Here is a 26,126-nt window from a genome sequence, read left to right as displayed (position 1 = left end):
TTCAGAGCTCCGGTACGTTGAGGTCGCGCGGCTTACCGTTGACGACGATTTCTGCTTCGGTGACGGCCTGCAGTTCGTCGAGGCTCATCGAGGGCAGCTTTTCCCGCAGGACGAAACGTTTGTCGAGAATGTCGAACACCGCCAGGCTGGTATAGACAGTGGTCACGCAGCCCACGCCTGTCAGCGGCAGCGTGCAGGATTTGAGCAGTTTCGGCTGCCCCTTCTTGGTGACATGGTCGGTAACGACCCAGATCTGCTTTGCACCGTGCACGAGGTCCATCGCACCGCCGACGGCCGGCACCGAGCCCGGCCCCGTGCTCCAGTTTGCGAGATCCCCGGTTTCGGCGATCTGGTAGGCGCCAAGCACCGCAACGTCGAGATGGCCGCCGCGCACCATAGCGAAACTGTCGGCATGATGAAAAAAGGCAGCACCCGCATTCAGCGTGATCGCCTTTTTCCCGGCGTTGATCAGATCCCAGTCTTCCTCACCTACGGGCGGCGCTTCACCGAAATCCAGCACGCCGTTCTCGGTATGATAAATGACCTCGCGGCCCTCGGGCTTGAACTTCGCGATCATCTCGGGAAAGCCGATGCCAAGATTGACATAGGAGCCATCGGGCAGATCCTGCGCGGCGCGCCAGGCGATCTGGGCGTTGGTGAGCTTCGATGCCATCAGCTTGCCTCCGCGCGCAGCAGCGCTTCTTCCTGTTGAGGGTCGGTTACCTCGACCACGCGGTTCACGAAGATGCCGGGCGTGATGATGTGTTCCGGATCGATCCCGCCCGTCGCTACCACCTGCCGTGCCTGAACGATCGTCACCTTCGCGGCGGCGGCCATCAGCGGCGAAAAGTTCCGTGCCGCTTTGCGGTAGGTCAGATTGCCTTTGCGGTCGGCGAGTTCCGCCTTGATGAGCGCGACATCGGCTTTCAGCCAGCGTTCCTGCACATAGGACTTGCCGTCGAACTCTGCGACGGGTTTGCCCTCGGCGAGCTGCGTGCCAAAGGTTGCGGGCGTATAGAATGCGGGAATTCCCGCTCCGCCGGCGCGAATACGTTCTGCCAATGTACCCTGGGGCACAAGCTCTAGCCCGATCTCGCCGGCCAGATACCTGTCCGTGAATGCGCGAGGATCCGAGGATCGCGGGAACGAACAGATCATTTTGGCGACCATGCCGGCATTGATCATCGCGGCGATACCGATGCCGCCATTGCCGGCATTGTTGTTCACCACCGTGAGACCGCCTGGCGTCCCCGTCGTTTTGTAGCGGTCGACCAGCGCGTGGATCAGCTCGATCGGCGCACCCGACCCGCCGAACCCGCCAATCATGACAGTCATGCCGTCTTCAATGTCGGAAATCGCGTCCGCCATGCCTGGGTAGATCTTGTCCACCGTCACCTCACCGCGTATTCAAAAAGTTCGCATTGCGAACAAAAGTATTCTATGTGATATTATTAGAATGACTGGACCGGACGAGTCAATCGCGCCCGAGGCGCGGGATATTGTCGGCTCGCTCGAGCGCGGCCTCGGTGTGTTGGAAATTCTCGCCGCACATCCTGCGGGGCTGACACTCACCGAAACCGCCGGAAAAGCGGGCCTGACCCGCGCCGGTGCACGCCGTCTGCTGCTCACGCTTGTGGCCACCGGCCACGCCAGGCAGGAGGGCCGGCGCTTCATCCTGACCGCACGTCTGTTGTCGATCGCACGCGCATGGCTGAGCGAGGCCTCGCTGTGGGACTATGCGCACCCGTTCCTGCATGACGTCTCCGAAGCAACCGGCGAAAGTTGTTCCGCCGCAATCCTCGCTGGAACCGACGTTGTTTACGTCGCGCGCGTGCCCGGCCAGCGCATCATGAGTGTTGCGCTCCATGTCGGCACGCGGCTGCCGGCATGGTGCACATCGATGGGCAGGGTATTGCTTGCCGGCATGGATGCGGCCGCCCGGGCCCAGCTGATTGCGCAGACAAGGATCGTGCAAAACACGCCACGAACGCTGGTCGACCCCGACGCCATCGAAGCCGCCATCCTCGATGTGGCCCGGGAGGGCTATGCGATCGTGGAGGAAGAGCTGGAGCTTGGCCTGATCTCGATAGCTGTGCCGGTGCACGACCGTGCTGGCAAGGTGGTCGCTGCGATCAACGTCCCGGCCCAGGCCGGACGATACACATCCGCGGAATTGAAGGCGCGGACATTGCCGCATCTGCGGAAGGCCGCCGCGTCTATCGAAAACTATTTCGCGGTGCAGTAGCGCGGTCTGTCAGGAGTGTCGCGCGCGTGACCGCGTTTCAGTAGCGCGCTTTGTTCGCCAGTGATCTACTGAAGCCGAATCGAGACGGTCGTATGACAAGATCAGCCGAACAACTTGTCGGAGAATTCGAAACCGCCTGGCGGAACCGGGACGGCGCAGCCATGCGCGCGCTCTGGCACCCCGATGGCAAGCTTTACACACCGATTGTCGACCGCGCGGTCTCGCCTCACGAGCTTCCCAGGCTTGTATCGCTGCAAGTCAGGATGTCGCCGGATCTGGAATGGAGCCTGCTTGGATGGGCCGTGGCCGGTGACGTCGTCTACGTCGAATGGCAGACATCGCAGTCCATCTACGGCCGATCGATCGAATGGCGCGGCATGGATCGCTTCGTGCTCAACGGCAAAGGTCAGATTCTTGAAGAACGGGTATTTGCCGATACCGCCCCGTTCCGCATAGTCGCGAACGAGGCATTGAGGGACAGTGCGATTGCCGCGGCGCGCAACGGGGTATCGCCGGATATCTTCATCCGGCTCTAACGATCAGCGGTTGTTGTCTTCCAGCGCCCGCTTGGCCGCTTGGCGATGATGGTCCTTGATATGCGGGCGGATGGCCGTGATTGCGGCGGTCAGCACCGCAAGATCGTCCGTGAACCCGAACGCAACCAGAAAGTCGGGGATAAGGTCAGTCGGCAGCACGAAATAGGCCAGTGAGGCGAGCAGGATACCCCGCGCGCGCGTCGGCGTTTCGGTGTCGAGCGCGCAATAGTAGGCAGCCACCACCTCATCCATAAACGGGATTTGCCGCACGGCCCGTTTTACGGTGCGCCAGAATTTCGAGCGCACGCGCTCCTCCCGCCAGCGCGTTTCCTCCGCGCTCACCGGAGCCAGAACTGCGCCGATCGTGACGTGGTCGAGCTGTTCGGTCATCTGTTTCAGATGGGCATCGGCGTTGCCGATTTCAATCGGCTCACCGGCTGCCCGCGAGCTTGTCCATCATAAGGGCGAGCTTGAAGTCGAGCTCGCTCAGCCCGTCCACGTCATGCGTGTTGAGTTTTACGTCGACGGTTTTGTAGACATTCGCCCATTCAGGATGGTGATTGAGCTTTTCGGCCTCCATCGCCACCTGCGTCATGAAGCCGAACGCCCGGTTGAAGTCTGCGAAGGTGAAGCGGCGGCTGATCGAACGCAGGTCGCCGGCGAGGTTCCAATCCGGCAGATCCTTCATGCCCTGCCGGATTTCTGCTTCTTCAAATCTTCTTGGCGCCATATCTGCCTCCTGTTGCCCGTAGGTGTCGGCCCGGATATGCAGGCCGCATGCCCGCACAGCCCAGCCGCATCCTTTTCGTCTGCCTTGGCAATATCTGCCGTTCGCCGCTTGCGGAAGGCATTTTCCTTTCAGTTGCCGCGACGGTGGGCGCCGACAACCGGTTCGCGATCGATTCAGCCGGCACCGGCGCCTGGCATGCGGGCAGCCCGCCCGACCCGCGCTCGATACAGGTGGCAGCCCGCCATGGAATCGATATTTCCGCCCAGCGCGCCCGCGCGGTCAGCGCTGCCGATTTCGAAAACTTCGACCTGCTCCTTGGCATGGACAGGTCCAATGTCGAGACGCTGATCGGTCGCTCGACGGCCCGGGCCGAACACAAGGTGCATCTGTTTCTGGAATATGCCGGCATCGGACACCGGGATGTACCCGACCCCTATTATGGCGGCGCGGATGGCTTCGAAACGGTCTACCGCATACTCCATGAGGCATCCGAGGCGCTGGCCTCGAAACTGGGGGCGCGCGACGTGTCCGCGCCCATCAGCGGCCAGGCCTCTTCGATCACATAGGGGCCGCCGCCCACCGATGCGCGCGAAGACATCAGCACGAACCGCCCCACACGGAACGGCATAGTTGCGAAGTTGCCGCGCGCCGACAGATAGTTGGCAACGTCGACAGGGCTCGTATTGCGAAGCCGCGCCAGCGTGACGTGCGGGCTGAACTTGCGTGGGTCCGCCGGCAGCCCGAGCCGCTGGCAGATGCGCTCGATTTCCGCCTGCAGCGCATGCATGTCCGCAGATGCCGACGCGCCGGCCCAGATCGAATGCGGTTTCTTGCCACCGAAGGCGCCGACGCCGCTCAAGGTGAGCGTGAAGTCGGGTCGGCGCACGCGGTCGAGCGCGTTTGCCACCTCATCGGCGACATGGCCTTCAATGTCGCCGAAGAAACGCAATGTCAGATGGTAGTTTTCGACGTCGATCCAGCGCGCGCCCGGCAAACCGCCCCTCAGGAGCGAAAGCGACATCGCGGCATCGCGCGGAATTTCGAGGGCGGTGAACAGACGCGGCATGAAATACCTCCTCGAATCGACTGCTTGAGGGCAAGCGAATCATCGAATGGCCGCCCGGGCAAGGTTTTTTCTTTCAAGGCACATGCCACCGCCGCCGCGCCCACAGTCATTTCTTCAGCTGCGCTTCGACAAGCGGCAGTATGCCCTCCACAATCCTGTCCACCCCGTCGGCATTCGGGTGCATGCCGTCGCCAAGCAGAAGCTGCGGCTGCGCCGCAACGCCATCGAGGAAGAACGGATAGAACGGCAGGCCGTATTCGTTCGCCAGCTCCGGATAGATCGGATTGAACGCCTCTGCATAATCCGGCCCCAGATTTGGGGCCGCGAGCATGCCCACCAAGAGAACATCGATCTCACGATCCCGCAGTTTCGTGATCATTTCGTCCAGATTGGAGCGGGTGATCGACGGCGCAATCCCGCGCAGCATGTCATTGGCGCCGAGCTCCAAAATCACCAGGTCGGTATCATCGGGCACCGACCAGTCGAGGCGCTGCAGGCCGCCGGTAGACGTATCGCCTGACACGCCGGCACCTGAGATCACGACATCGTGACCTTTCTGCTGCAAGGACTGTTCAAGCTTTTCGGGGAAAGACTCTCCCGGCGAAAGGCCGTAACCGGCCATCAGACTGTCGCCAAACGCGACGATTTTGGCCGGCTCAGCCGAATTCGCGGCCGAATACGCCAGAACCGGCAGCATTGCTGCAAAAAACAGGATGGCGAGACGTTTGAACATGTTCGATTTCAACCCATATGATGCGGACCCGCGAATTGCATATAGGACGATTTCTCCGTGACTGAACCCGTCATTCAGCTCGATCAGGTGTCTCTCACGCTTGGTCAGGGCGCTTCATCCGTCCACGTGCTCAAGGGCATCAGTCTCACTGCCGAATACGGCGAAACGATCGGCATTGTCGGACCGTCTGGTTCGGGCAAGTCGACACTGCTGATGGTGCTTGCCGGACTGGAACGGGTCGATTCGGGAACCGTACGCATTGCCGGCAATCTGCTCAACGACCGGAGCGAGGACGAGGTGGCGGCCTTTCGCGGACGCAATGTCGGCATCGTCTTCCAGTCGTTCCACCTCATTCCCAATATGACTGCGCTCGAAAACGTCGCTGTTCCTCTGGAACTCGCCGGCAAGGCTGATGCTTTCGCTGCCGCCGAACGCGAACTGGCTGCCGTGGGTCTTGCCGACCGCGTCACGCATTACCCCTCCGAACTCTCGGGCGGCGAACAGCAGCGGGTGGCAATCGCGCGCGCGCTGGCGCCCTCGCCCAAGATACTCATCGCCGACGAGCCGACCGGCAATCTCGACCAGTCGACCGGCCGCCAGATCGCCGATCTGCTGTTTGCGAAAGCGCGGGAACGCACCATGACGCTGGTGCTGGTCACCCACGACCCGACGCTTGCCGACCGCTGCAGCCGCCAGGTCGCCATGCGCTCGGGCAGGATCGAGGCCGGCGTTTCGTCCCCCTCGCTGGCGGCATCCGCCTGACATGCGAACGACCTTTTGCACGATCCGCCTCCGCGCCGCCGGCAATCTCCCGCTGACGAGGGACAAGCATAGCCATCCGATGCGTTTCCGGAGGCCGCATTAGTGACTTTCTCCCGCACGCTCGCCCTTGCCGTCCGCTTCTCGTTGCGCGAAATGCGCAGCGGCCTCTCGGGCTTTCTCATCTTCGTCACCTGCATCGCGCTCGGCGTCGGCGCCATCGGCGGCGTAAACTCCGTCGCTCAGGCGATCACCGGCGCGGTCGTCGGCCAGGGCCAGGTATTGCTTGGCGGCGACATGCGGTTCGAGCTCGTTCACCGGGAGACAACGCCCGAAGAACAGTCTTTCCTTGAAAGCAAGGGCGCGGTCGCCGTCAACGCCAACATGCGATCGATGGTACGGCTCACCGACGCATCCGACCAGACGCTGGTCGAACTGAAGGCGGTCGACAACGCCTACCCGCTCTATGGCGGCTTCGAGACGGAACCGGCTATGCCGGTGGAAGAGCTGTTCGCGCTGCGCGACGGCGCATATGGCGCGGCCGGCGCCGACCTTCTGTTCCAGCGGCTTGGCCTTTCGCTCGGCGACCGCATAGTGCTCGGCGGCCGTGAGTTCGAATTGCGTGCCAGCATCGTCTCGGAACCCGACGCCATCTCCGACGGCTTCGGTTTTGCACCCCGCATGATGGTTTCGCTGGAAGGGCTCCGCGCCGCGGGATTGCTGCAGCCGGGAAGCCTTGTCGAATTCGGCTATAAGCTCAAACTGCCCGACGGTACGACAGACGCCGACATCGAGGCGATCCGCACAGAGGCCGGCGAGCGGCTGCCCGAAGCGGGCTGGAGCATCCGCGCCCGCACAAACGCCGCGCCGTCGCTCGCCAGCAATGTGGCACGCTTTTCGCAATTTCTGACTTTGGTCGGCCTGACCGCGCTGGTGGTCGGTGGCGTCGGCGTGGCCAATGCCGTACGCGCTTATCTCGACAGCAAACGCGGCGTCATCGCCACGCTGAAGAGCCTCGGCGGTTCCGGTGGTTTCGTCTTCACGGTCTACCTTGTGCAGATCATGATGATCGCGTTGATCGGCATCGCCGCCGGTGTAGCGATCGGTGCCGCGATGCCGTTTCTGGCAGTGGCGTTCCTCTCCGGATTTCTGCCCCTGCCGGCCGAAGCCGGCTTCTACCCGGCAGCACTCTCCGTCGGCGTCCTTTTCGGCCTCATGGTCACGCTCGTGTTCGCGCTGATGCCGCTCGGCCGCGCGCGCGACGTGCCGGCAACGGCGCTGTTCCGCGAAAAGGGCATCGACGCACGCGGCCGTCCCCGCACCATCTATGTTGCAGCCTCTGTCACGATAGCAGCGCTTCTTTCCGCGTTCGCGATCTGGTGGTCGAGCGAACGAACCATTGCCGTCATCTTCATCGGCGGCATGGCATTTGCGTTTATGGTACTGCGTGCCGTGGCTGTCGCGCTTCAGGATATTGCGCGCCGCAGCCCGCGGGTACGCTCCACCGCGCTCAGGCTGGCCATCGGCAACATCCACCGGCCGGGAGCGCTGACGCCGTCCGTGGTCCTGTCCCTTGGCCTCGGCCTCACTTTGCTGGTCACGCTCGCACTTATCGACGGCAATCTGCGCAGCCAGATTTCCGGCAATCTGGCCCAGCAGGCGCCCAACTTCTTCTTCGTCGATATTCCAAGCACCGAGATCGACGCCTTCAGCGAACTTGTCGCCGAGCAGTCCCCATCCGGTACGCTCAACAAGGTGCCGATGCTGCGCGGCCGGATCATGGCGCTCAACGATGTCGATGTGCGCAAGATGGAAATGCCGCCCGAGGGGGCCTGGGTGCTCCGCGGCGACCGCGGTATCACCTATTCCGAGACCACCCCCGCCAATGCCACGCTGACGCAGGGCGAATGGTGGCCTGCCGACTATTCCGGCGAGCCGCTCGTTTCCTTCTCGGCCGAGGAAGCCGGCGAGATCGGGCTCAAGATCGGCGATACGGTCACCGTCAACGTGCTCGGCCGCAACATCACCGCGCGCATTTCCAATCTTCGCCAGGTGGAATGGGAATCGATGGGCATCAATTTCGTCATGGTCTTTTCGCCCAACACATTCGCCGGGGCCCCGCATTCCTGGCTGGCGACTTTGAGCGACGACGACGCTGGCGTGGACGAGGATGCGCGGTTGCTCAACGCCGTCACCCGCGCCTTCCCGGCCGTCACAAGCGTGCGGGTGAAAGATGCGCTGGACATCGTCAACGGACTGGTCGCCCAGCTCGCGACAGCCATTCGCGCCGCCGCAGCGGTGGCGCTCATCGCGTCCGTGCTGGTGCTGTCGGGCGCGCTCGCGGCCGGCAACCGGGCCCGCATCCACGACGCCGTGGTGCTGAAGACGCTCGGCGCGACACGCCGCACTCTGATCTCGGCGTTCTCGCTCGAATATCTGATCATCGGCCTGTCCACCGCCGTCTTTGCGCTTTTCGCCGGCGGGGTTGCGGCCTGGTATGTGGTTTCGCAGATCATGACCCTGCCGTCCTCCTTCCTGCCGGAAGTCGCCATTTCCACCATCGTGATAGCGCTGGTCCTGACGGTCGGTTTCGGCCTCGCGGGCACGTGGCGAGTTCTCGGACACAAGGCCGCCCCGGTGCTGCGCAATCTGTAGTTCCGCCATTGTGTAAGGTTAACAAGAGCTTGCGCGGGCTTCACGGAATGTGAATTTGCGCAACAAACCTGCAAAATAAAGCGCTTCGCGCGGCTTGCGGGACTTGTCCTGAACACAAAGAACACACATATTCCGCTCAGGCATGCTGGAGTCCCGCCAGCGGCGCCTGGGCGTATGTCTGAAATGCGCCCCGACTCCCGACGGGACGGAGCAACTAGAGGAATCACATGGCTGACCTTCGCAATTATCAGGCACGCACGGCATCTGTAGGAAGCCGCGCGGACGCCTCAATAGACGAGGGCCTGCGCTCATATATGCTCAGGGTCTACAACCTGATGGCGCTGGGTCTCGCAATCACCGGCGTGGCCGCGCTCGGCACCGTGTCACTCGCAACGACAGGTGACCCGGCTTCGGCAGTCGCCACGCTCGGAAACGGCAAGATGCTTACCCAGTTCGGCGCCGTAATTTACGGTTCGCCGCTGCGCTGGGTGGTAATGCTGGCGCCGCTGGCGCTGGTCTTCTTCCTGTCTTTCCGCGTTCACAAGATGAGCGTGTCAGCAGCTCAGACGACCTTCTGGGTCTACGCCGCGCTTGTCGGCATGTCGCTGTCCTCGATCTTCCTGGTCTTTACGACCGGTTCGATCGTGCAGACCTTCTTCATCACCGCGGCTTCCTTCGGCGCCTTGTCGCTGTGGGGTTACACGACCAAGCGCGACCTGACCGGAATGGGATCGTTCCTGTTCATGGGTCTGATCGGCCTGATCATCGCCATGGTGGTGAACATCTTCCTCGCCTCGCCCGCGCTGCAGTTTGCGATCTCGGGCATCGGCGTGCTGATCTTCGCAGGCCTCACCGCCTACGACACCCAGCAGATCAAGGAGATGTATTACGAGGGTGATGGCGCTGTTGTTGCCGGCCGCAAGGCGATCATGGGCGCGCTGCGGCTCTACCTCGACTTCATCAACCTGTTCATGTTCCTGCTGCAGTTCCTGGGCAACCGCGAATAGCAGCGAACTGACGGACCAAACGAAAGGGCGCCGCGAGGCGCCCTTTTTGTTAACGGGCTTGCCGCCACGCTGCCAGCCGGAGTTGGATTTGAGGAGCACACCACATGCTGCGATATCTGACGCTGGTCATTCCGCTCGGACTTTCTTGCCTCGCCGGCTTGTCCGCGCCTTCATTTGCCCAAACGCCCCGGGTGCTGTGCCCCGAGGGACAAGAGCTTGATCCCTACGAGATTTGGAAGTCAGTCGACACCGAAGACGAGGCAAAAGCGTTTCTGCGAACCGAGTACAGTCGGTTTCCGGCCCCTATGGAATTCGCGACCTGACTAAGCGGAGCACGCAAAACGAACAAAGTTTGGCGCACCCGCGCAGGCCCGCCGCAGGAGCGGCGGAATGGCCGTGAGCGTAACCAACTCCCCTAGAAGTTCAGCGACACGTCCCTATGCGAGGCGTTGCAGCTCGCTACATAGAGCGCCTGTTCGCGCGGGAAGCGCGGCAGCTGCCTGAGGCCGATATTTGTCCTAATGGCGTCCTCATATGCGCCAAGCGTCGGCAGTAGCTCGGCCGCCGCGGGCTTGCGCCACGCGAGTTCCTCATCGGCAGCGGCAATCGCTTCGTTCACTCCGTCAGCCGCGGCCTGCCTGTCAGCGTTGTCGCCCTCCAGAGCACGCCTGGCATCTCCGAGGCCCGACCGGACATCGCTCGCACCGTCGATCGCGTCGGTTTCGGACTGCAGTTCGGAAAGTTGGCCGGCAAGATCGGCCGGCTCAGCGCTGTCAAGCTGGCCCTGCAGCTCCACAATGCGGGCGCGCAGTGCCTCGAGCGCTTCGGCGCTCCGCAGCAATACCACCGCGTCGGATACAGGCCGGTAGGCATTGTCGGCGGCGCGCCGATAATTGTTGCCGGCCTGTGTTTCGGCGCGCGTGAGTTTTGCGAACTCTTCGTGCACGGCTTCCCACTCGTCCGGTATCTGGGCGAGCAGCTCGTCCTTTTCGGCCACCAGTATCTCAAGGCGGACGGCAAGCCGCTCGCGCCGCTCGACGATCTCCGGATCGTCGCCGCGCAGGCGCGAGATGCGCGTTTCGAGCTCGCCGATTTCCCTTTCGTGGCGGTTCACATCACGCTCGACGCTACGAACTGCCGTGTGGAGCGGACGGTACGGGGGTGTCGCCGCAATAACCGCCTGCTCGGCCGTGCGAACGTCGCCAATCAGACCGAAGACACTGCCTGCATTCTCGAAACTCTCGGTGAGACGTCCGCGGAAGCGTTCAGGCAGCACACTCAGATCGGCTGACTGGGCGCTCGCCAGGAGACCGCGAATCCGGTCGCCGTCTTTGTCCAGCGTTTCGAACACGTACCGGTCGACGCAATATTGCAGCGCCGGATTGCGCGGCGGCGGCGAGGTCTCTGAAAGCAGAGCCACTCGGTTCGGCAGGTAGTTCACCAGCGGCGGCGCGTAGGCGACGATTACCAGCGCAACCAGCTGAAGCAGAATGAACGCGATCACGCCGCGATAGATCTGGATCGTCTTCACGATCGCCGGCGCGACGCCCCGCAGATAGAAAAGCGCGAAGCCGAACGGCGGTGTCAAGAACGAGGTCTGGATGTTGAGGCCGATCATCACGCCGAGCCAAACCGCGGTTACGTTTGCTCCCGGGTCGGCAAGCAGGATCGGCGCTACGATCGGCACCACGACCACGGCAATCTCGATGAAGTCGAGAAAGAAGCCGAGGATAAAGATGACCACCATGACAATGAAGAATTGCGCCCAGAATCCCCCCGGCATTCCGGTCAGGAATTCACGCACAAGTTCCTCGCCCCCGAACGAACGGAAGGCGGCCGTCAGCATCGCGGCGCCGAGCAGGATGATGAAAACCAGAGATGTGGTCTTCGCAGTTTCCACCATCACGCCATACATGGTGTTGTCGATGCGGATTGCCCTCAGGCCGCTCCATGCCAGGGCCAAGACGAGCAGCCCGAGCGCCAGCGCCATAAGTACGACGCCGGTCATGTCTCGGCTGGTTTCGATCGCTTTCACGTTGACATCGAACTGGGTGCGAATGAGCCCCATCATCACCAGCGAGAAAATCGCGATCAGCGCAGGCAGGTAGGGCCGCAAACCTTTCCCGTCGTGCAGTTTGTAGCCGGCCATGATCAGTGCGCCCGCGGCGCCGATCGCGCCTGCCTGGTTGACCGTTGCGATGCCGGCAATGATGGAACCCAGCACGATGAAAATGAGCGCCAGCGGCGGCACCAGGGCCAGAAGCACGCGGCCGGCGAAGCCGGCGTCATACTTGCCCTCATAGGGCACCGCGGGGGCTGCTTTCGGGTTGATCAGCGCCCGCACCAGAATGAAGATCATGTAAAGCACGACCAGCACCAGACCCGGCAGAAACGCGCCCAGAAACATCTCGCCTGCGCTCGTTGGCGCAACGTTGAAGACGCTCGGCATTGTCAGTTCGCCGGTCGCCTGCTTGTAAAGCGCGGTGCGCGCGGTACCCGCCTGATCGGAAGCGCTCGCCAGCTGGTCGGCAAGGATGATCAGCACGATCGAAGGCGGTATGATTTGGCCCAGGGTACCGGATGCCGCGATGGTGCCGGTTGCCAATGGCTGCGAATAATTGTTGCGCAGCATGGCAGGCAGCGAAATCAGGCCCATCGCCACCACGGTCGCGCCGACGATGCCGGTTGTGGCGGCCAGAAGCGCGCCGACAAACACGACCGAAATGCCGAGCCCGCCGGGAATCGGGCCGAACAGCTGCGCCATGGCGATCAGCAGATCTTCAGCGATGCGGGAACGCTGCAGCATGATGCCCATGAACACGAACAGCGGGATGGCTATGAGCGTATCTCGTTCAGGTTCCCAATAGATGCCGCGCAGATTGGTAACGCCGGCCGACAGCCATTGCCCCGGCCCGCCCTGCGCGAAATAGGCGTCGACATTGCCTGCAAACAGATAACCGCAGATAGCGGCTATCAGAACCGAAAGGATCGCCGACCCTGGCAGCGCAAACGCAACGGGATAACCCGACGCCAGCGCCCCAGCCATGAGCAGAACGAGAACGAGAAGAAAGAGAAGTTCCATATTGCCTGCCCGACACCAAGCCCTAGCTTGCGTGCGCCCCCTCGTGTTCGACATGACCCGGGTCATCACGCCAGTCGGCCAACCCGGCGAACATGGCGGAGACAAACTGGATCATCATCGAGACTGCAAATATGCCGAGGAACGCCGCCATAAGATATTTCACGAACATTCCGAACGCTGCCGACTGCGTCACCTCGAAGTTGAATACGGGAGCGTTGATAATCGAAGCGGTGCTGCCCATGCCCACAATGAGGATTGTCCAGCAGAACACGATGCCCATCGAAATGGAGCCGATAGCGTTGACCGCACCCTTCGTTCGCGATGCGAAAGACGCATAGAAGACGTCCACTCGAACATGGCCTTCCTCCAGCAGCGTGTACGCGCTGGCGAACAGGAACAGCGCCCCGTACCAGAAGCGCACGAGATCGGCCATGAACGGCTGTTCGTATGAAAACAGGAACCGCGAGAACACGATCATTAGCTCGGCGACCACGATAAGCAGTGCGAGCCAGGTGAAGCCCAAAGTGCGTGTGAACATCGCCACAAGCAGGCTGAGCAGGATCAGCGGCACATGTACATAGACGCCGCGATAAGCCGGCAGCCCGAGGCTGCGGTTCATTTCGGTGCCGAGCATCTGCTCCAGGAAGCCTTCGACCCGCAGGAAGGTGATGGTCACGTCGGCGACGCCGACGATCAGAACCATCCAGAACGCCCAGCGTATGAAGAACGTATTTATGTTGGAAACACGATCGGCTTCGTCGCGCAAAGCGACGTCGCGGCGCGAAAACGCAAACACGGCGCCTACAACGACAGCCCCGGCGTAAAGCCCGAACTGCACCCATGCCAGCCCGCCGGTCGCCGGCGAGAAAAATGCCGTGCCCGGCCAGTCGAACGCATTCACGAGAAAATTGTTGGCCAGAAACGCGGCCAGAACGGCCAAGTTCACCCAGCCGAAAATCAGAATAAGGCTGCTGAGGCCCGATGGCCGCGGAGCGGCCCCGCTCTCATCGACGGTCATCCCCTCTTACCCCATTTGCAGCAGGGACGGGGCTTTCACCCCGTCCCCGACAAGCGAGCTTCGTCCGAAGGCGGCTTAGTTCATGCCCAGGACTTTGTTGCGCTTCTGCACATAGGCCATGTCGGAGATCGAGGTCCAAGCACCGATCTCGGCGCGCGCTTTTTCGACCGAAGTCATGATACGCGCGGCCAGATCGCTGTGAGCCTTGGATTCTTCGAGCACTTCCTGCGCCGCCGAACCGAAGGCGGCGTAGACATCGTCGTTGAACTCCTTGAGCTCAACGCCGTGCTCGTTGATCAGCCGGTTGAGATATGCACCGTTATTGGCGTTGGTTTCGGCCAGCGTACGCTGGTTCTCTTCCGTACAGGCAGCCTTGATGATCTCCTGATCATTCTTCGAAAGGCTGGTGAACCAGGACTTGTTCGCACCCAGGGTAAGCTGTGCGCCCGGCTCGTGCATGCCCGGCCAGTAATAGAACTTGGCCGCCTCGTAGAGCTTGAGGAAGTAGTCGTTGAACGGGCCGACCCACTCGGTCGCATCGATGGCGCCCGAAACGAGGTTTTCGTAGATCTGGCCGCCCGGCAGCGAAACCGTGGAGGCGCCGAGTTTCGTGAGCACCTGGCCGCCCTGGCCCGGAATGCGCATCTTCAGGCCCTTGAGGTCGTCGGCGGAGTTGATCTCCTTGTTGAACCAGCCGCCCATCTGCACGCCGGTATTGCCGGCTGCCATCGGCTGGATACCGAACTCGTCGCCAAGCTCGTCCCAAAGTTCCTGGCCACCCGCATATTTGCACCATGCGTCGATTTCGGTCGCTGTCAGGCCGAACGGAATTGCGGTGAACGCCGCCCAGCCGGCGTGCTTACCGATCCAGTAGTAGTCGGCGCCGATATAGGCCTGCGCATTGCCGGAAGCGACTTCGTCGAAGGAGTCGAATGCGCCGACGCGCTCGCCGGCGGCAAAGTACTGCACATTCACGCGACCGTCGGTCAGCTCGGTAATGCGCGCCGAAAGGCGCTGCGCCGGCAGGCCAAGGCCCGGAAAGTCGCGCGGCCAGGTCGAGACGATGACCATATCGGTCGAGCTCTGCGCGATAGCCGGTGCGGCGAGCGTGGTTGCTGCCGCTGCCCCGGCACCGGCAAGACCCGCCTTTTTAATAAATGAACGACGATCCATAGAAATTCCTCCCATTGGTACTCACGAATCCCGTGATCGCCCGCAGTTTCCCCGCGTGACAATCTGATGAGACAATACACGGTGGTTTGCCCAAGTCCAGCATCCACGCCAGCTATTGGGCGCCGTATGGTATTTTTACCTACATGCATGGTAAACTGCATAAAAAACCGGCACTTGCGCCACTTGGCCCAATTCAGGCCCGTGTCTGCCTCTAGGCCTGTCGAACGGCATTGAAATCTAAACCCAATTGCAAGCCGCGGAGCACACAGGAATGACCCAGCCACTGGTCGCCGTCACCGCAGACAGGCGCATGTTCGACAACTACAGCTGGCATGCGACGCCCGAACAATATCTCGAGGCACTTGTCGCCGCGGCCGGCGTCGTGCCTGTGATTGTGCCGTCGATGGGCGACCGGATCGACCTCGATGCGCTTCTTGAGAACGTCGACGGCGTGCTCGTCACGGGTGCGAAATCGAACGTCCATCCGTCGCACTATGGTGGTGAGGCGAGCGAAGAAAACGGCCCTTACGACCCGGAACGCGATGCAACGACTCTGCCACTGATTCGCAAGTCGATTGATGCCGGCGTGCCGCTGCTGGCGATTTGCCGCGGGATCCAGGAACTGAACGTGGCGCTGGGCGGGTCGCTGGCCACCGAGATCCAGAGTTTGGAGGGCCGCATGGACCACCGCGGCGCGGACACCGGCGATCGCGACGAGCGTTTCGCCCTGAAACACACAGTGCGGATAGCCGAAGGATCATGCCTGGCCGAAATCTATGGTGCTGGAGACATCACCGTAAATTCGGTTCATCGCCAGGCAGCCGGCCGGCTCGGCGCCAATCTCGCCGTCGAAGCCGTCGCGCCCGACGGCACCGTAGAGGCCGTGTCCGTTAAGGGTGCGCCTGCATTTGCGGTTGGTGTGCAATGGCACCCGGAGTACTGGGTGCACAGCGACGATAGTTCTGCAAAGATATTTGCCGCCTTCGGGGCCGCTGTCAGGGAACACCGTCTCAAGCGGCGCCCGTTTGCGACCGCAGCCGAGTAGCTGCTCAGTACTCGCCGTCCGAAAGCGAAAACAGCGGCACTCCGGGACCGAAGGCTTCGTATGCCGCACCGTCCCCTGCAGCAAACTGAAGCAACACCGAGCCGTTTGTGGAGACAAACTCCACCGATCCGTCCGCCTGATCGCGCCAGAAGCGCAGGCCTGCATAGTCGCCAAGGCTCTCCTGACAACCGTCCATAACCAGTTCCGCCTGAGTGTCTCCCGCTGCGGCGCCCCTTCGCAACGTGCATCCTGTCGGCTGCCCGGCGCGGAAAAGCGAATACGCACCTGCGGTTGCGCCTGGCGCGGCCAGAACCTGTGTCGGCTGTCCGGGTTGGGGAAACATGTATGCTGCCGCCGCGCCGGCAACCAGCAGGATCGCAGTTCCCGATTTGACAAGTCCCATGGCACGGCCCCCTCGAACGGTGCATCACCATTCTCAGGCGCCGGTTAAAGACACGTTAACCTGCTGATTTTGGATACTTATTCCTGCTTCAAGCCTGCCGTCTCGGGCACCGGCGTCAGGACCGTGCCTCGGTCGAACCACGACACCAGATTGTCGACAACCAGATTTGCCATGGCGCGCCGGGTATGCTGCGTGCTGGAGCCCACATGAGGCAGAAGACAAGCGTTGGGGAGCGCCAGCAGCGCCTCGGGAACGTTCGGTTCGTCTGCGAACACGTCAAGCCCGGCAGCCCGAATGGTCCCGGCCGAAAGGGCCTCGATGAGGGCTTGCTCGTCGACGGCGCTGCCACGGCCTATGTTGATGAACACGCCATCGGACCCAAGCGCCTCGAGAACCCCGGCATTTACCGCCCTGTCGGTCGCTGCGCCGCCCGGCACGACCGAGATGAGCGTGTCGACGGCAGCGGCCATATCCTTGAGGCTCGCGTGATAATGATACGCCACTCCTTCGACCGGTCTGCGGTTGTGGTAGCTCACCGCCAGGCCCATCGCTTCCAGCCGCCGCGCGATTGCCAATCCGATTCGCCCCAGGCCGAAAATCCCCGCATGCCGGCCGCGAAGCGTGGCCGCCGTCAGCGGGTAGGCACCGTCTTTTTTCCAGCGGCCGTCGCGCAGCCATTTCTCGGCTCGTGGCAGTTCGCGCACGGTGTTGATCAGCAGCCCGACCGCCGTATCCGCCACCTCTTCGCTCAGAACGTCGGGAGTGTTGGTGACCATCACATTCCGGGAGGCGCAGTAGGCCGCATCGACATGATCGTAGCCGACACCAAAACTCGAGACGATTTCGAGTGCCGGCAACGCGTCGACAAACGCAGCGTCCACGCGGGCCATCACCGCGGCACCGCGGATCGCCCGTCGTGTCGCTTCATCGAGTGCTGCAATCCCGCCCTTGCCGATCTCGATTGCGCGAAACTCGCGGCCAACGCGCACGCTGACATGCGGATGCGATTTTCCGGCAAGCAGAATGGCAATGTCGGATGTCTTGGCTGTCATCGGAATCGCGTCAGGTTCTCTCGACGGGCTTGCCCGTAGACTGCCGGATGTGGAGTTCGGGTTTGATCAACTGCTGCCTGGGTTCAAGTTCGGCACCGTTCAGCCGGTCGAGCAGGATGCGTGCGGCCAGCCGGCCCACTTCGCGTTGTCCGTTCCACACCGTGGTCAGCGCAGGTGTCGCGATCGCCGCCTCTTCAAGATCGTCGTAGCCGGTCACGGATATGTCGCGGCCGGCAACCAGCCCTGCCCGCGCAATGCCGTTCATGAGACCGATGGCAACAAGATCGTTCCAGCAGACAGCCGCTGTCGGCTTCTCCTCCAGCGCCAGGAAAGTGACGGCAGCCTCGAAACCTCCCTGCTTGGTGCGCGGTCCTGGAATGCGCATCGACGGCAGTACGTCCAGACCGGCCTTTTCCATCGCAGCGACATAACCCTGATATCGGTCGCGGCCGGTCGAGGTCTGGTCGGTGCCGCCGATCATGGCGATGCGCGTATGGCCAAGCGAAATCAGGTGATTGGTGGCAAGACCGATCCCGTAGGCGTCGTCGCCCCGAAATGCCGGCACCGCGGCACCCTCCACCGATCGCGCGATCAGCACCGCAGGCATACCGTTGTCCTCGGCCATCATGATGTCTTCGGGCGGCGTACCAATTGCCGGCGACATGATCACTCCGTCGGCGCCAAGCTGCAGCAGCGTATCGATGAAAGTGCGCTGCTTTTCGATCTGGTCGTAGTGATTGGATAGGAGAAATGTCTGCCGCGACCGGTCGAGCTCGGTTTCGATCGAGCGCAGGATTTCGGCATAAAACGGGTTCATGATGTCGTGAACGACAACCCCGACAATGCCCGAGCGCGACGTCCGCAAGCTGGCGGCCCGGCGGTTGTATATGTACCCGATCTCCCGCGCATGGGCTTTGATGCGGTCCCTGGTCGAATCCGCCACCAGCGGACTGTCCCGAAGCGCCAGTGAAACCGTCGCGGTCGAGACCCCCAGGCCCTCGGCAATCGTCGATAGCTTGATCTTCTGTGCCAGCGGCACCGCCTCCCGCACACTCTTAAAGTGTTTAATCGCCTTATGGCATCGCGCGCGCGCAAGTCAAAGTTTTTTCGCCCGTTCTCAGCTGCGCGTGCTTGCCCGCGCATCGGCATTCACACCGAGCTTGTGCTCGCGCCGTGCGATATAAACACCGCTTGCCACGATGACCGCCGCGCCGATCAGCACCCATATGTCCGGCAATTCGGCGAACACGAGCCAGCCGAGGATGATGGCCCATACCATCTGCAGATAGGAGAACGGTGCCAGCACGGTCGCGCGCGCAAGCCTGTTTGCCTGGATGAGAAGCAGATGACTCGTTGCACCCAGAATTCCGAGCATCAGCAAGACAATCGTGACCACCGGATCGTCGGGCAGCGCCGCGTGATACGGCACCACCGGCAGGAGCAGAACCACCGGCGCAACCCCGGAAAAGAAGATCATGCTCTGTGCGCTTTCCGTTGCGCTGAGACGCCGCGTCAGGATTGCATAGAACGAGTAGCTGAGCGTGCATGCAAACGCGAAAAGATGCCCGACGGAAATCGTTCCGATACTTGGGCGAACCACGATAAGCACGCCTGCGAAACCCACTGCGACGGCCAGCCAGCGCCGCCAGCCGGCCCACTCGCCGAGCAGCGGCCCCGCAAGGGCGGTAATGAAGACCGGCGCCGCAAAAAAGATCGAAATCATCTCAGCCAGCTGCAGCGTACGCACCGCGAAGAAGGTGAACACCGTGGCGCCGAACAGGCAAAATGCACGCAACAGCTGCATGAGGTAACTGTTGGGCCTGAACACGCCCGGGTTCGACCAGGCGCGAAAAAACAGCACCACCGCCACCACATGAACGGCATATCGGACCCACGCCATGAAGAGCGGGGCGACACCGGCTAGCGCGACATATTTTGCGCTCGCATCGAACGCGGAGAAAATGACGGACGCAAGAACGATAAGGCCAATCGCAAGAAGCGGCGTGGGCGATTCCGTGTGATCTGTACGAGGTATCATCGGGGACCGTTGGTGGAGGACGGTCTCCCTATTCTACCTTTTGTGCGCATGTCGCAATCGCGGCGCTCATTCGCCGTCGCTGTCATCCGTCTCGTCAGTTTCGATCTCGACGCTGGAAAGGTTGCTTTCCACACGGTTCAGGAACTTGACGAGCATTTTCTGCTCTTTTTTGTCGAGCCCCTTCATGGCCTGCTTCTCCGTCTTGCGGACCGATTTCTCGATCGAACGGATCGTCTCCCGGCCGGCGTCGGTGAGAAAAATATGCGCCTGCCGCGAATCGGTCTCGCTAGGCCGGCGCACAAGGAAACCCTGTGCCTGAAGCCGGTTGATCGTCTTGGTGATCGTGGGCGGCCTAACACCGAGCTTGTTTGCCAGCTTGCCCGGCGTCTGCCCGTCCTCATCGTTGAGAGCGAGCATGATCTGGTCCTGCCCCGCGTAAAGTCCCTGTTGCAGGAGCCGTGACGCAAGCATCGTTCGCGAAAGCCGCGCCGCGGACTGCAGCCTCGCGATCGTGGCGCCCTTTTCTGCCTTGGCCATGGTGCCTCCCTTGAAATCCATCGTTGTTGTTTGCGGCACTGAGCCGAGCAGTGGTACTTTCAGCCCGGTATTCGTTCAGCCGCACCCTCGCAAGCCGGCACTTTGCCGGCAACATGTATGTCCCTCATGCCAGAGTGATTTTTCATTTCTATGACAATGATTGCCGACGAACAGATTGCATCTGGCGAGATCGTTGTCCTGCCGCTCGGTGCGACCGAGCAGCACGGGCCGCATCTTCCTGCGGAAACCGACTGGATTATCGCCGAAGCCGTCGTGGCGCGCGCGGCGGCTGACTTTCCCGCGACACTGAAAATCTTGCCGGTCGAAAAAGCCGGCTACTCTATCGAACATGCGGATTTTCCAGCGACACGCAGCCTTGGTTTCGATGAAGCGGTCAACCGCTGGATCGCTGCCGGTGAGGCAGCTCACAAGCGCGGCGCTGCCAGATTCGTCATGCTCAACGCCCATGGTGGCAACTCGCCATTGATGACAATCGTGGCGACGGAACTGCGCGTGCGCTTCGGCATGCTCGCGGTAGCGACGAGCTGGACCCGCTTCGGTTATCCTGCAGACCTTGTGCCGGACGAGGTAAAAACACTCGATATCCACGGCGGCTTCATCGAGACGTCGGTCATGCTGGCGCTGCGGCCGGACCTCGTGGACATGGCGAGGGCCCGCAAGTTCCCCAACGCCCAAGCCCGCTTCCAGGAAGAGTTCAAGCATCTGCGCGCTTATGGCCCGCACGCCTTTGGCTGGAAGATCGGAGACCTGTCGCCCGACGGCGTGACCGGCAACGCTGCCGATGCGACGGCCGCGGCCGGCGAGCGCATTCTGGCCCATGCCGTTACCGGCTTCCGCGAGCTTCTTGCCGACGTGGCTCGTTTTGACCTGTCGCGGCTGCAATAGGCGGCTGGCGGATATTCTCTCGCCGGTTGGCTGATGCAATCGCCCCGCGCACGAACTATATGACGGCCAGGAAATCTCCAGACCAGCATGAAGGCCAAGCCATGCCTGAAGCAGCAAATTCCCATCCACCCGCGCCGCTGCCCGTCACCGTGCTGACCGGCTATCTCGGCTCCGGCAAGACGACGCTTCTGAACCGCATCCTCTCCGAGGACCACGGCAAGCGTTATGCGGTGATCGTCAACGAATTCGGCGAGATCGGCATCGACAATGACCTGATCGTGGAATCCGACGAGGAAATCTACGAGATGAACAATGGCTGCGTCTGCTGCACGGTGCGCGGCGATTTGATCCGTACCGTTGAGGGCCTGATGCGTCGGCCAGGCCGCTTCGACGCCATCCTGGTCGAAACCACCGGCCTTGCCGACCCGGCTCCAGTCGCGCAGACATTCTTCATGGATGACGACGTGCGCTCCAAGACCCGGCTCGATGCCGTGGTCGCGCTGGTCGACGCCAAACACCTGCCGCTCCGGCTGAAGGACTCAAAGGAAGCCGAGGACCAGATCGCCTTTGCCGACGTGGTCGTGCTCAACAAGACCGATCTGGTGAGCGCCGAAGAACTCGCCCAGGTGGAAGCAACCGTGCGCGCCATCAACCCAGCAGCCCAAATCCACAAGACCGAGCGCTCAGGCGTGGCGCTCGCCGAGGTACTGGACCGTGGCGCGTTCGATCTCAGCCGTGCACTCGAAAACGACCCCCACTTTCTGGACACCGAAGACGACCACCATCACGGCCACGATCATGAATGCGGTCCCGACTGCGATCATGATCATCATCACGCTTCGGACATTCATGACGTCTCGGTCCAGTCGATTTCTCTGCGCGCCGGCGAGATGGACCCACGCAAGTTCTTCCCCTGGATCGAGAAGACCACCCAGATCGACGGGCCGAACATCCTGCGGCTCAAAGGCATCATCGCGCTCAAGGACGATCCCGATCGTTATGTGGTTCAGGGCGTTCACATGATCCTCGAAGGCGACCACCAGCGCGCCTGGAAGGAAGGCGAGACGCATGAAAGCCGGCTGGTGCTGATTGGCCGCGATCTCGACGGCGAGCGCCTGAAACGCACCTTCGAAGCCTGCCAGGCCTGATGCCGCTGTTGAGCGAACTGGACAAGCCGCGGCTCAACCGCGGCGACATCCTGCGCCTGTCGGACAATTACGACACCGGTCCGGGCTCCGAACCGGTCGACCTTCTGGTATTCGACCCGCGCGACGATGAATGCGGTTTCGGCCTCATTGTTGCGTCCGGTTATAAGGCAGGTCTCATCCTTCATGTTTTCCCAAAGGAAAGCATGCATGCCGATGGCGGGCTTAGCACCGAATGGCTGATCGCCAACTGGCGGACCTGGATCGTCTACACCTATCATGACGGCTCGCCGCCGCTCGAAACCGCGCTCGTGCTGCGCACCGACAACCGCACCATGCCGCAGGAACTCTGACCGTGCCCACCGTCGCTCCACTCGATCTCTCTGCCTTCTGCATCGCCGCCTGCTGGCTGGGCGATGTGCCGCATTTCGCTCTCGCCGACGGCGCGGTTCACCGCCTCGACCACGGCCACAAGACCATCGAAGCGCATGACGGGCTGGCCGCTGCTCGGCCCTCACTCGATGGCAAGACGCTGATCACCGGCGGCGAGGATGGCAAGGTACTTGCGCTGTCTGCCGACGGTTCAACTTCCGAACTCGGCAATGCCGGCAGCAAATGGATTACCGCGGTTGCCGCAGGGCCGCAGGGCGCTGTGGCATGGGCAGCCGGACGCTCGGCATTCGTGCGCCTATCCGACGGCAGAGTGAAGGAATTCCAGCATCCGCGCACCGTCGAGGATGTTGCCTTTGCCCCAAAGGGAATGCGCATCGCTGTCGCGCGTTACAACGGCGCAACACTGCATTTCCCGGCCACCGAGGGCAAACCCGCGGAACTGGAATGGGCCGGCGCACACACCGGCATCACCTTTTCGCCGGACGGGCAATTTCTCGTCACGGCCATGCAGGAAAACGCGCTGCACGGCTGGAAGCTCGCTGACGGCAAACACATGCGCATGGCCGGTTACCCCGCCAAAGTGAAGAGCATGTCATGGGGCCCGAAAGGCCGCTGGCTGGCGAGCTCCGGCGCACCGGCGGCGATCGTCTGGCCGTTTCAGGCCAAGGACGGCCCGATGGGCAAATCGCCGCTCGAACTCGGCACACGCGGCGACCAGATGGTGAGCAGCGTCGCCTTCCACCCGAAGGACGAGGTGGTCGCGATCGGCTTTGCCGACGGCATGGTGCTTGCGGCACGCTGCGCCGACCAGAAGGAAGTGCTTCTGCGCCGCCCCGGAAAAGGGGCAATCACCTCTATGGCCTGGGACAGTGAAGGCCGTCGTGTCGCGTTCGGCTCCGAGGCCGGCGATTGCGGCGTGATCGATATTTCGGGCTAAGCCTGAACAGCCTTGCCCTTCATCGCCTTGCCGGCGACATAAGATTCGGCAATCGCACGGTCGTCGCCCAGCGTCTGCAGCAGAAACAGCTCTTCCGCCAGTGTCTCGATGCGCTCCGCCCTGATGCTCATCGCAGGCGTTGCCCGCGCGTCCAGCACCACCAGATCCGCCTCATGTCCTTCTTGCAGCGCACCGATCTGGCGTTCGAAGGAGAGCGCCTTCGCGTTGCCCAGCGTGATCTGCCAGAAGGCGGCGAGCGGGTTCAGCTTCTCGCCATTGAGCGCGATCACCTTGTAGCCTTCGTCCATTGTGCGCAGCATCGAATAGTTGGTGCCGCCGCCGACATCGGTTGCCGCTGCAATCCTGAGCGGCTTCGGCCGCTTGCGGTAGCGCTGATAGTCGAACAGGCCGGAGCCGAGAAACAGGTTCGAGGTCGGACAGAAAACCGCGACCGACCCGCTGTTAGACATAGCGTCCGCCTCCCGTTCCGAGAGATGGATTGAGTGGCCGAAGAGCGATTTCGGTCCAGCAAGGCTGTAGCGTTCATAAACGCCGAAATAGTCTCCACAGTCGGGATAGAGCTCGTTGGTGAGGTCGATCTCGGCGTGGTTTTCCGAAAGGTGCGTCTGGATATGCAGCTCCGGAAACTCGGATGCCAGCGCGCCGGCCATCTCCATCTGCTCCGGCGTCGAGGTGATGGCGAAGCGCGGCGTTATTGCGTAGCTGAGCCGCCCGCGCCCGTGCCAGCGCTCGATCAGCGCCCTGCTGTCGTCATAGCTCGACTGTGGCGTGTCGCGCAGGCCATCCGGCGCGTTGCGATCCATCATCACCTTGCCGGCGACAATCCGCATCTCCCGCAGCATCGCGGCCTCAAACAGCGCCTCCGCGCTTACCCTGTGAACGGAGCAATAGGCGGCGACGGTCGTCGTGCCGTGGGCGATCAGCGTGTCCAGGAAATGGCCCGCAATTCGGCGCGCGTGCTCAGCATCGGAAAACTCGGTCTCGGCCGGAAATGTGTAGTTATTCAGCCAGTCGAGCAGCTCCGCGCCATAGCTTGCGATCACCTGCATCTGCGGCATATGCGCATGCGCATCGATGAAGCCGGGCATAATGAGATGCGGCCGGTGGTCGATCACCTCTGCACCCTCACCGATACCTAATGACACTTGCGCGAAATCGCCGACAGCCTCGATCATCCCGTCGCGGATGAGCAGCCCGCCATCTTCCTCGTAGTAATAGGAGGCCCGGTCGTCAGGGCTTTCTGGTTCGGTGATGAATGAAAGCAGCCTGCCGCGAATGAGGGTCGTTTTGCCGGCGACAGGCGAACTCAATTGCTCAACCCTTCCTCGAACCAGGCGACCAGGAGCGCGCGCTCTTCGGGCGTGATACCCGATACGTTGCCGGGCGGCATGGCGTGGCTGACGCCAGCCTGCAGATAAATCTCGCGCGCCCGCTCCGCGATTTCGTTTTCGCTGTCGAAACGCACATTCTTCGGCGCGTGGTAGATGCCTTCCCAACTCGGCTCGGCCGCATGGCACATCGCGCAGCGCCCCATGACCGTATCGCGCGCGGCTTCGAAATGCTGCGCGGAAGCGAAACGCTCGGCCGTCATCGACAGCTTCTTCTCGCCGGTTAGTTCCTCGGGCACCGTCGACAGCCAGATGATGATGATGAACAGCACCGCCGACAAGCCCCATGTCCAGTGCGGCTGCCCCTTTCGCGCATGCATGGAGTTGAAATAGTGCCGGATCAGCACGCCGATCATGAACACGATCGACGCGATCACCCAGTTGAACTCGGTCGCATAGGCGAGCGGGTAATGGTTCGACAGCATCAGGAAGATGACCGGCAGCGTCAGGTAGTTGTTGTGCAGCGACCGGGTCTTGGCAATCTTGCCGTATTTCGGGTCCGGCTTGCGGCCCGCGATGAGGTCGGCGACCACGATCTTCTGGTTCGGGATGATAACCAGAAACACATTGGCCGACATGATTGTGGCAGTGATCGCCCCGAGATGCAGGAACGCCGCGCGGCCGGAGAAGATCTGCGTGTAACCCCAGGCGATGATGATCAGGATCACATAGAGGATCAGCATCAGCGATGTATCGTTGCGGCCAAGCGGCGATTTGCACAGCTGGTCGTAGAATAGCCAGCCAATCACCAGCGAACCGGCCGAAAGCGCGATCGCTACCGGCGCCGACATCTCGAGCACGTTGGGGTCGATCAGATAGAGATCTGCCCCGCCGTAATAGACGATAGCCAGCAGGAAAAAGCCCGACATCCAGGTCCAGTAGGATTCCCATTTGAACCAGGTGAGATGCTCCGGCATTTCGGCCGGCGCCACCAGATATTTCTGGATGTGGTAGAAGCCGCCGCCGTGCACCTGCCACTCTTCGCCATGCGCGCCCTCCGGCAATCCGGGCCGTTGCCGCAGGCCGAGATCAAGCGCGATGAAATAGAATGACGAGCCGATCCAGGCGATGCCGGTGATGACGTGCAGCCACCGCGCGGCAAAGCTCAGCCAGTCCCAGAAGATTGCAAAATCCTGCATGTTTCCCTCAGCCGATATGCGTGACCGACTTTAGGCTGTGCATTCCAAAGCGAAAGGGACGAGATGCACGATGACTTTCAAAAAAAACTGGAAAATAATGCCGGGCTTTTTTGAACGT

The 26,126-nt window shown here is 61.9% G+C and carries 27 protein-coding genes and 1 pseudogene; 12 read left to right on the top strand and 16 right to left on the bottom strand.

The features are described from left to right. Position 1: 1 nt before the first annotated feature. Both EP165_RS09115 and EP165_RS09110 read right to left on the bottom strand, forming a co-directional pair. Positions 2–673 carry a 3-oxoacid CoA-transferase subunit B gene (locus EP165_RS09115; protein WP_127521648.1) on the bottom strand — a complete coding sequence of 224 codons (672 nt, stop codon included), beginning with the start codon at positions 671–673 and terminating at the stop codon, positions 2–4. Continuing rightward, on the bottom strand, positions 673–1,389 hold the full coding sequence (locus EP165_RS09110; RefSeq protein WP_127521646.1) for a 3-oxoacid CoA-transferase subunit A: 717 nt from the start codon (positions 1,387–1,389) through the stop codon (positions 673–675). Before EP165_RS09110 ends, EP165_RS09115 begins: the two co-directional genes overlap by 1 nt. Positions 1,390–1,456: 67 nt before the next feature. Between EP165_RS09110 and EP165_RS09105 the strand changes: the two genes are divergently transcribed. Further along, on the top strand, positions 1,457–2,245 hold the full coding sequence (locus tag EP165_RS09105; RefSeq protein ID WP_127521644.1) for an IclR family transcriptional regulator domain-containing protein: 789 nt from the start codon (positions 1,457–1,459) through the stop codon (positions 2,243–2,245). A 92-nt stretch (positions 2,246–2,337) separates the two neighbouring features. Next, entirely contained in the window at positions 2,338–2,781 is a 444-nt protein-coding gene (locus EP165_RS09100) for a nuclear transport factor 2 family protein (protein WP_127521642.1), read from the top strand. Between the two features lie 3 nt (positions 2,782–2,784). Here the strand turns inward: EP165_RS09100 and EP165_RS09095 are convergent, their stop codons facing one another. Then, positions 2,785–3,171, bottom strand: coding sequence for a YkvA family protein (locus EP165_RS09095; RefSeq protein ID WP_127521640.1), 387 nt, complete (start codon positions 3,169–3,171; stop codon positions 2,785–2,787). A gap of 40 nt (positions 3,172–3,211) precedes the next feature. After that, a complete protein-coding gene (locus EP165_RS09090) occupies positions 3,212–3,511 on the bottom strand; it encodes a 4a-hydroxytetrahydrobiopterin dehydratase (protein WP_127521638.1) in 300 nt (99 codons plus the stop codon). A gap of 47 nt (positions 3,512–3,558) precedes the next feature. Here EP165_RS09090 and EP165_RS09085 point away from each other — a divergent pair, with 47 nt between their 5' ends. Next, positions 3,559–4,077 carry a low molecular weight protein-tyrosine-phosphatase gene (locus EP165_RS09085; protein WP_127521636.1) on the top strand — a complete coding sequence of 173 codons (519 nt, stop codon included), beginning with the start codon at positions 3,559–3,561 and terminating at the stop codon, positions 4,075–4,077. On the opposite strand, the gene thpR is transcribed toward EP165_RS09085, so the two are convergent. Both thpR and EP165_RS09075 read right to left on the bottom strand, forming a co-directional pair. After that, on the bottom strand, positions 3,978–4,577 hold the full coding sequence (gene thpR, locus EP165_RS09080; RefSeq protein WP_127521634.1) for an RNA 2',3'-cyclic phosphodiesterase: 600 nt from the start codon (positions 4,575–4,577) through the stop codon (positions 3,978–3,980). The genes EP165_RS09085 and thpR overlap by 100 nt on opposite strands. Before the next feature lie 106 nt (positions 4,578–4,683). Then, entirely contained in the window at positions 4,684–5,310 is a 627-nt protein-coding gene (locus EP165_RS09075; RefSeq protein WP_127521632.1) for an arylesterase, read from the bottom strand. Positions 5,311–5,367: 57 nt separating this feature from the next. On the opposite strand from EP165_RS09075, the gene EP165_RS09070 reads away from it, so the two are divergent. From EP165_RS09070 to EP165_RS09055, 4 genes are all read left to right on the top strand, one after another. After that, a complete protein-coding gene (locus EP165_RS09070) occupies positions 5,368–6,072 on the top strand; it encodes an ABC transporter ATP-binding protein (RefSeq protein ID WP_127521630.1) in 705 nt (234 codons plus the stop codon). 102 nt (positions 6,073–6,174) lie between these two features. Beyond that, positions 6,175–8,724, top strand: coding sequence for an ABC transporter permease (locus EP165_RS09065; RefSeq protein ID WP_127521628.1), 2,550 nt, complete (start codon positions 6,175–6,177; stop codon positions 8,722–8,724). A gap of 227 nt (positions 8,725–8,951) precedes the next feature. Beyond that, complete coding sequence (locus EP165_RS09060) at positions 8,952–9,731, top strand: Bax inhibitor-1/YccA family protein (RefSeq protein ID WP_127521626.1); 780 nt, start codon at positions 8,952–8,954, stop codon at positions 9,729–9,731. 104 nt (positions 9,732–9,835) lie between these two features. Then, positions 9,836–10,054: a hypothetical protein gene (locus EP165_RS09055; RefSeq protein WP_127521624.1), complete on the top strand. Its 219-nt coding sequence runs from the start codon at positions 9,836–9,838 to the stop codon at positions 10,052–10,054. A 1,133-nt stretch (positions 10,055–11,187) separates the two neighbouring features. Here the strand turns inward: EP165_RS09055 and EP165_RS20825 are convergent. From EP165_RS20825 to EP165_RS09040, 3 genes and pseudogenes are all read right to left on the bottom strand, one after another. Next, positions 11,188–12,777: pseudogene (locus tag EP165_RS20825) on the bottom strand (TRAP transporter large permease); the annotation flags it as partial. A gap of 58 nt (positions 12,778–12,835) precedes the next feature. Then, entirely contained in the window at positions 12,836–13,831 is a 996-nt protein-coding gene (locus EP165_RS09045) for a TRAP transporter small permease subunit (protein ID WP_127521620.1), read from the bottom strand. 75 nt (positions 13,832–13,906) lie between these two features. Next, positions 13,907–15,004 (bottom strand): TRAP transporter substrate-binding protein, encoded by a 1,098-nt coding sequence (locus EP165_RS09040; protein WP_127521618.1) that lies wholly within the window; start codon positions 15,002–15,004, stop codon positions 13,907–13,909. Positions 15,005–15,275: 271 nt separating this feature from the next. On the opposite strand from EP165_RS09040, the gene EP165_RS09035 reads away from it, so the two are divergent. Further along, the gene (locus EP165_RS09035) at positions 15,276–16,049 is read left to right on the top strand and encodes a gamma-glutamyl-gamma-aminobutyrate hydrolase family protein (protein WP_127521616.1); all 774 of its coding nucleotides are present in this window, start codon (positions 15,276–15,278) and stop codon (positions 16,047–16,049) included. 4 nt (positions 16,050–16,053) lie between these two features. Here the strand turns inward: EP165_RS09035 and EP165_RS09030 are convergent, their stop codons facing one another. The 5 genes from EP165_RS09030 to EP165_RS09010 all read right to left on the bottom strand — a co-directional run bounded on the left by EP165_RS09030 (position 16,054) and on the right by EP165_RS09010 (position 20,079). Further along, a complete protein-coding gene (locus EP165_RS09030) occupies positions 16,054–16,452 on the bottom strand; it encodes a hypothetical protein (protein WP_127521614.1) in 399 nt (132 codons plus the stop codon). 77 nt (positions 16,453–16,529) lie between these two features. Next, positions 16,530–17,504 (bottom strand): 2-hydroxyacid dehydrogenase, encoded by a 975-nt coding sequence (locus tag EP165_RS09025; RefSeq protein ID WP_127521611.1) that lies wholly within the window; start codon positions 17,502–17,504, stop codon positions 16,530–16,532. Between the two features lie 10 nt (positions 17,505–17,514). Then, positions 17,515–18,537 carry a LacI family DNA-binding transcriptional regulator gene (locus EP165_RS09020; RefSeq protein WP_127522584.1) on the bottom strand — a complete coding sequence of 341 codons (1,023 nt, stop codon included), beginning with the start codon at positions 18,535–18,537 and terminating at the stop codon, positions 17,515–17,517. Positions 18,538–18,621: 84 nt separating this feature from the next. Next, positions 18,622–19,542 (bottom strand): DMT family transporter, encoded by a 921-nt coding sequence (locus tag EP165_RS09015; protein WP_127521609.1) that lies wholly within the window; start codon positions 19,540–19,542, stop codon positions 18,622–18,624. A 66-nt stretch (positions 19,543–19,608) separates the two neighbouring features. Continuing rightward, positions 19,609–20,079 (bottom strand): MarR family winged helix-turn-helix transcriptional regulator, encoded by a 471-nt coding sequence (locus tag EP165_RS09010; RefSeq protein ID WP_127521607.1) that lies wholly within the window; start codon positions 20,077–20,079, stop codon positions 19,609–19,611. 150 nt (positions 20,080–20,229) lie between these two features. Here EP165_RS09010 and EP165_RS09005 point away from each other — a divergent pair, with 150 nt between their 5' ends. The 4 genes from EP165_RS09005 (at position 20,230) to EP165_RS08990 (ending at position 23,460) form a co-directional block, all read left to right on the top strand. Next, positions 20,230–20,985 carry a creatininase family protein gene (locus EP165_RS09005; RefSeq protein WP_127521605.1) on the top strand — a complete coding sequence of 252 codons (756 nt, stop codon included), beginning with the start codon at positions 20,230–20,232 and terminating at the stop codon, positions 20,983–20,985. A 101-nt stretch (positions 20,986–21,086) separates the two neighbouring features. Next, positions 21,087–22,133, top strand: a complete 1,047-nt coding sequence (locus EP165_RS09000) for a CobW family GTP-binding protein (RefSeq protein ID WP_127521603.1) — start codon at positions 21,087–21,089, stop codon at positions 22,131–22,133. An 8-nt stretch (positions 22,134–22,141) separates the two neighbouring features. Beyond that, positions 22,142–22,483, top strand: coding sequence for an Imm45 family immunity protein (gene imm45, locus EP165_RS08995; RefSeq protein ID WP_206075891.1), 342 nt, complete (start codon positions 22,142–22,144; stop codon positions 22,481–22,483). A gap of 2 nt (positions 22,484–22,485) precedes the next feature. Further along, the gene (locus EP165_RS08990) at positions 22,486–23,460 is read left to right on the top strand and encodes a WD40 repeat domain-containing protein (protein ID WP_127521599.1); all 975 of its coding nucleotides are present in this window, start codon (positions 22,486–22,488) and stop codon (positions 23,458–23,460) included. Here EP165_RS08990 and guaD read toward each other — a convergent pair. Beyond that, entirely contained in the window at positions 23,457–24,791 is a 1,335-nt protein-coding gene (gene guaD, locus EP165_RS08985; protein ID WP_127521597.1) for a guanine deaminase, read from the bottom strand. The two genes, EP165_RS08990 and guaD, sit on opposite strands and share 4 nt — an antisense overlap. Next, the gene (locus EP165_RS08980; RefSeq protein ID WP_127521595.1) at positions 24,788–26,008 is read right to left on the bottom strand and encodes a urate hydroxylase PuuD; all 1,221 of its coding nucleotides are present in this window, start codon (positions 26,006–26,008) and stop codon (positions 24,788–24,790) included. Before EP165_RS08980 ends, guaD begins: the two co-directional genes overlap by 4 nt. Positions 26,009–26,126 lie beyond the last annotated feature (118 nt).

It is taken from the genome of Mesorhizobium sp. Z1-4, from assembly GCF_004000235.1.
Taxonomy (GTDB): Bacteria; Pseudomonadota; Alphaproteobacteria; order Rhizobiales; family Rhizobiaceae; genus RCIO01.
This window is presented reverse-complemented; position numbering and strand designations above follow the sequence as displayed.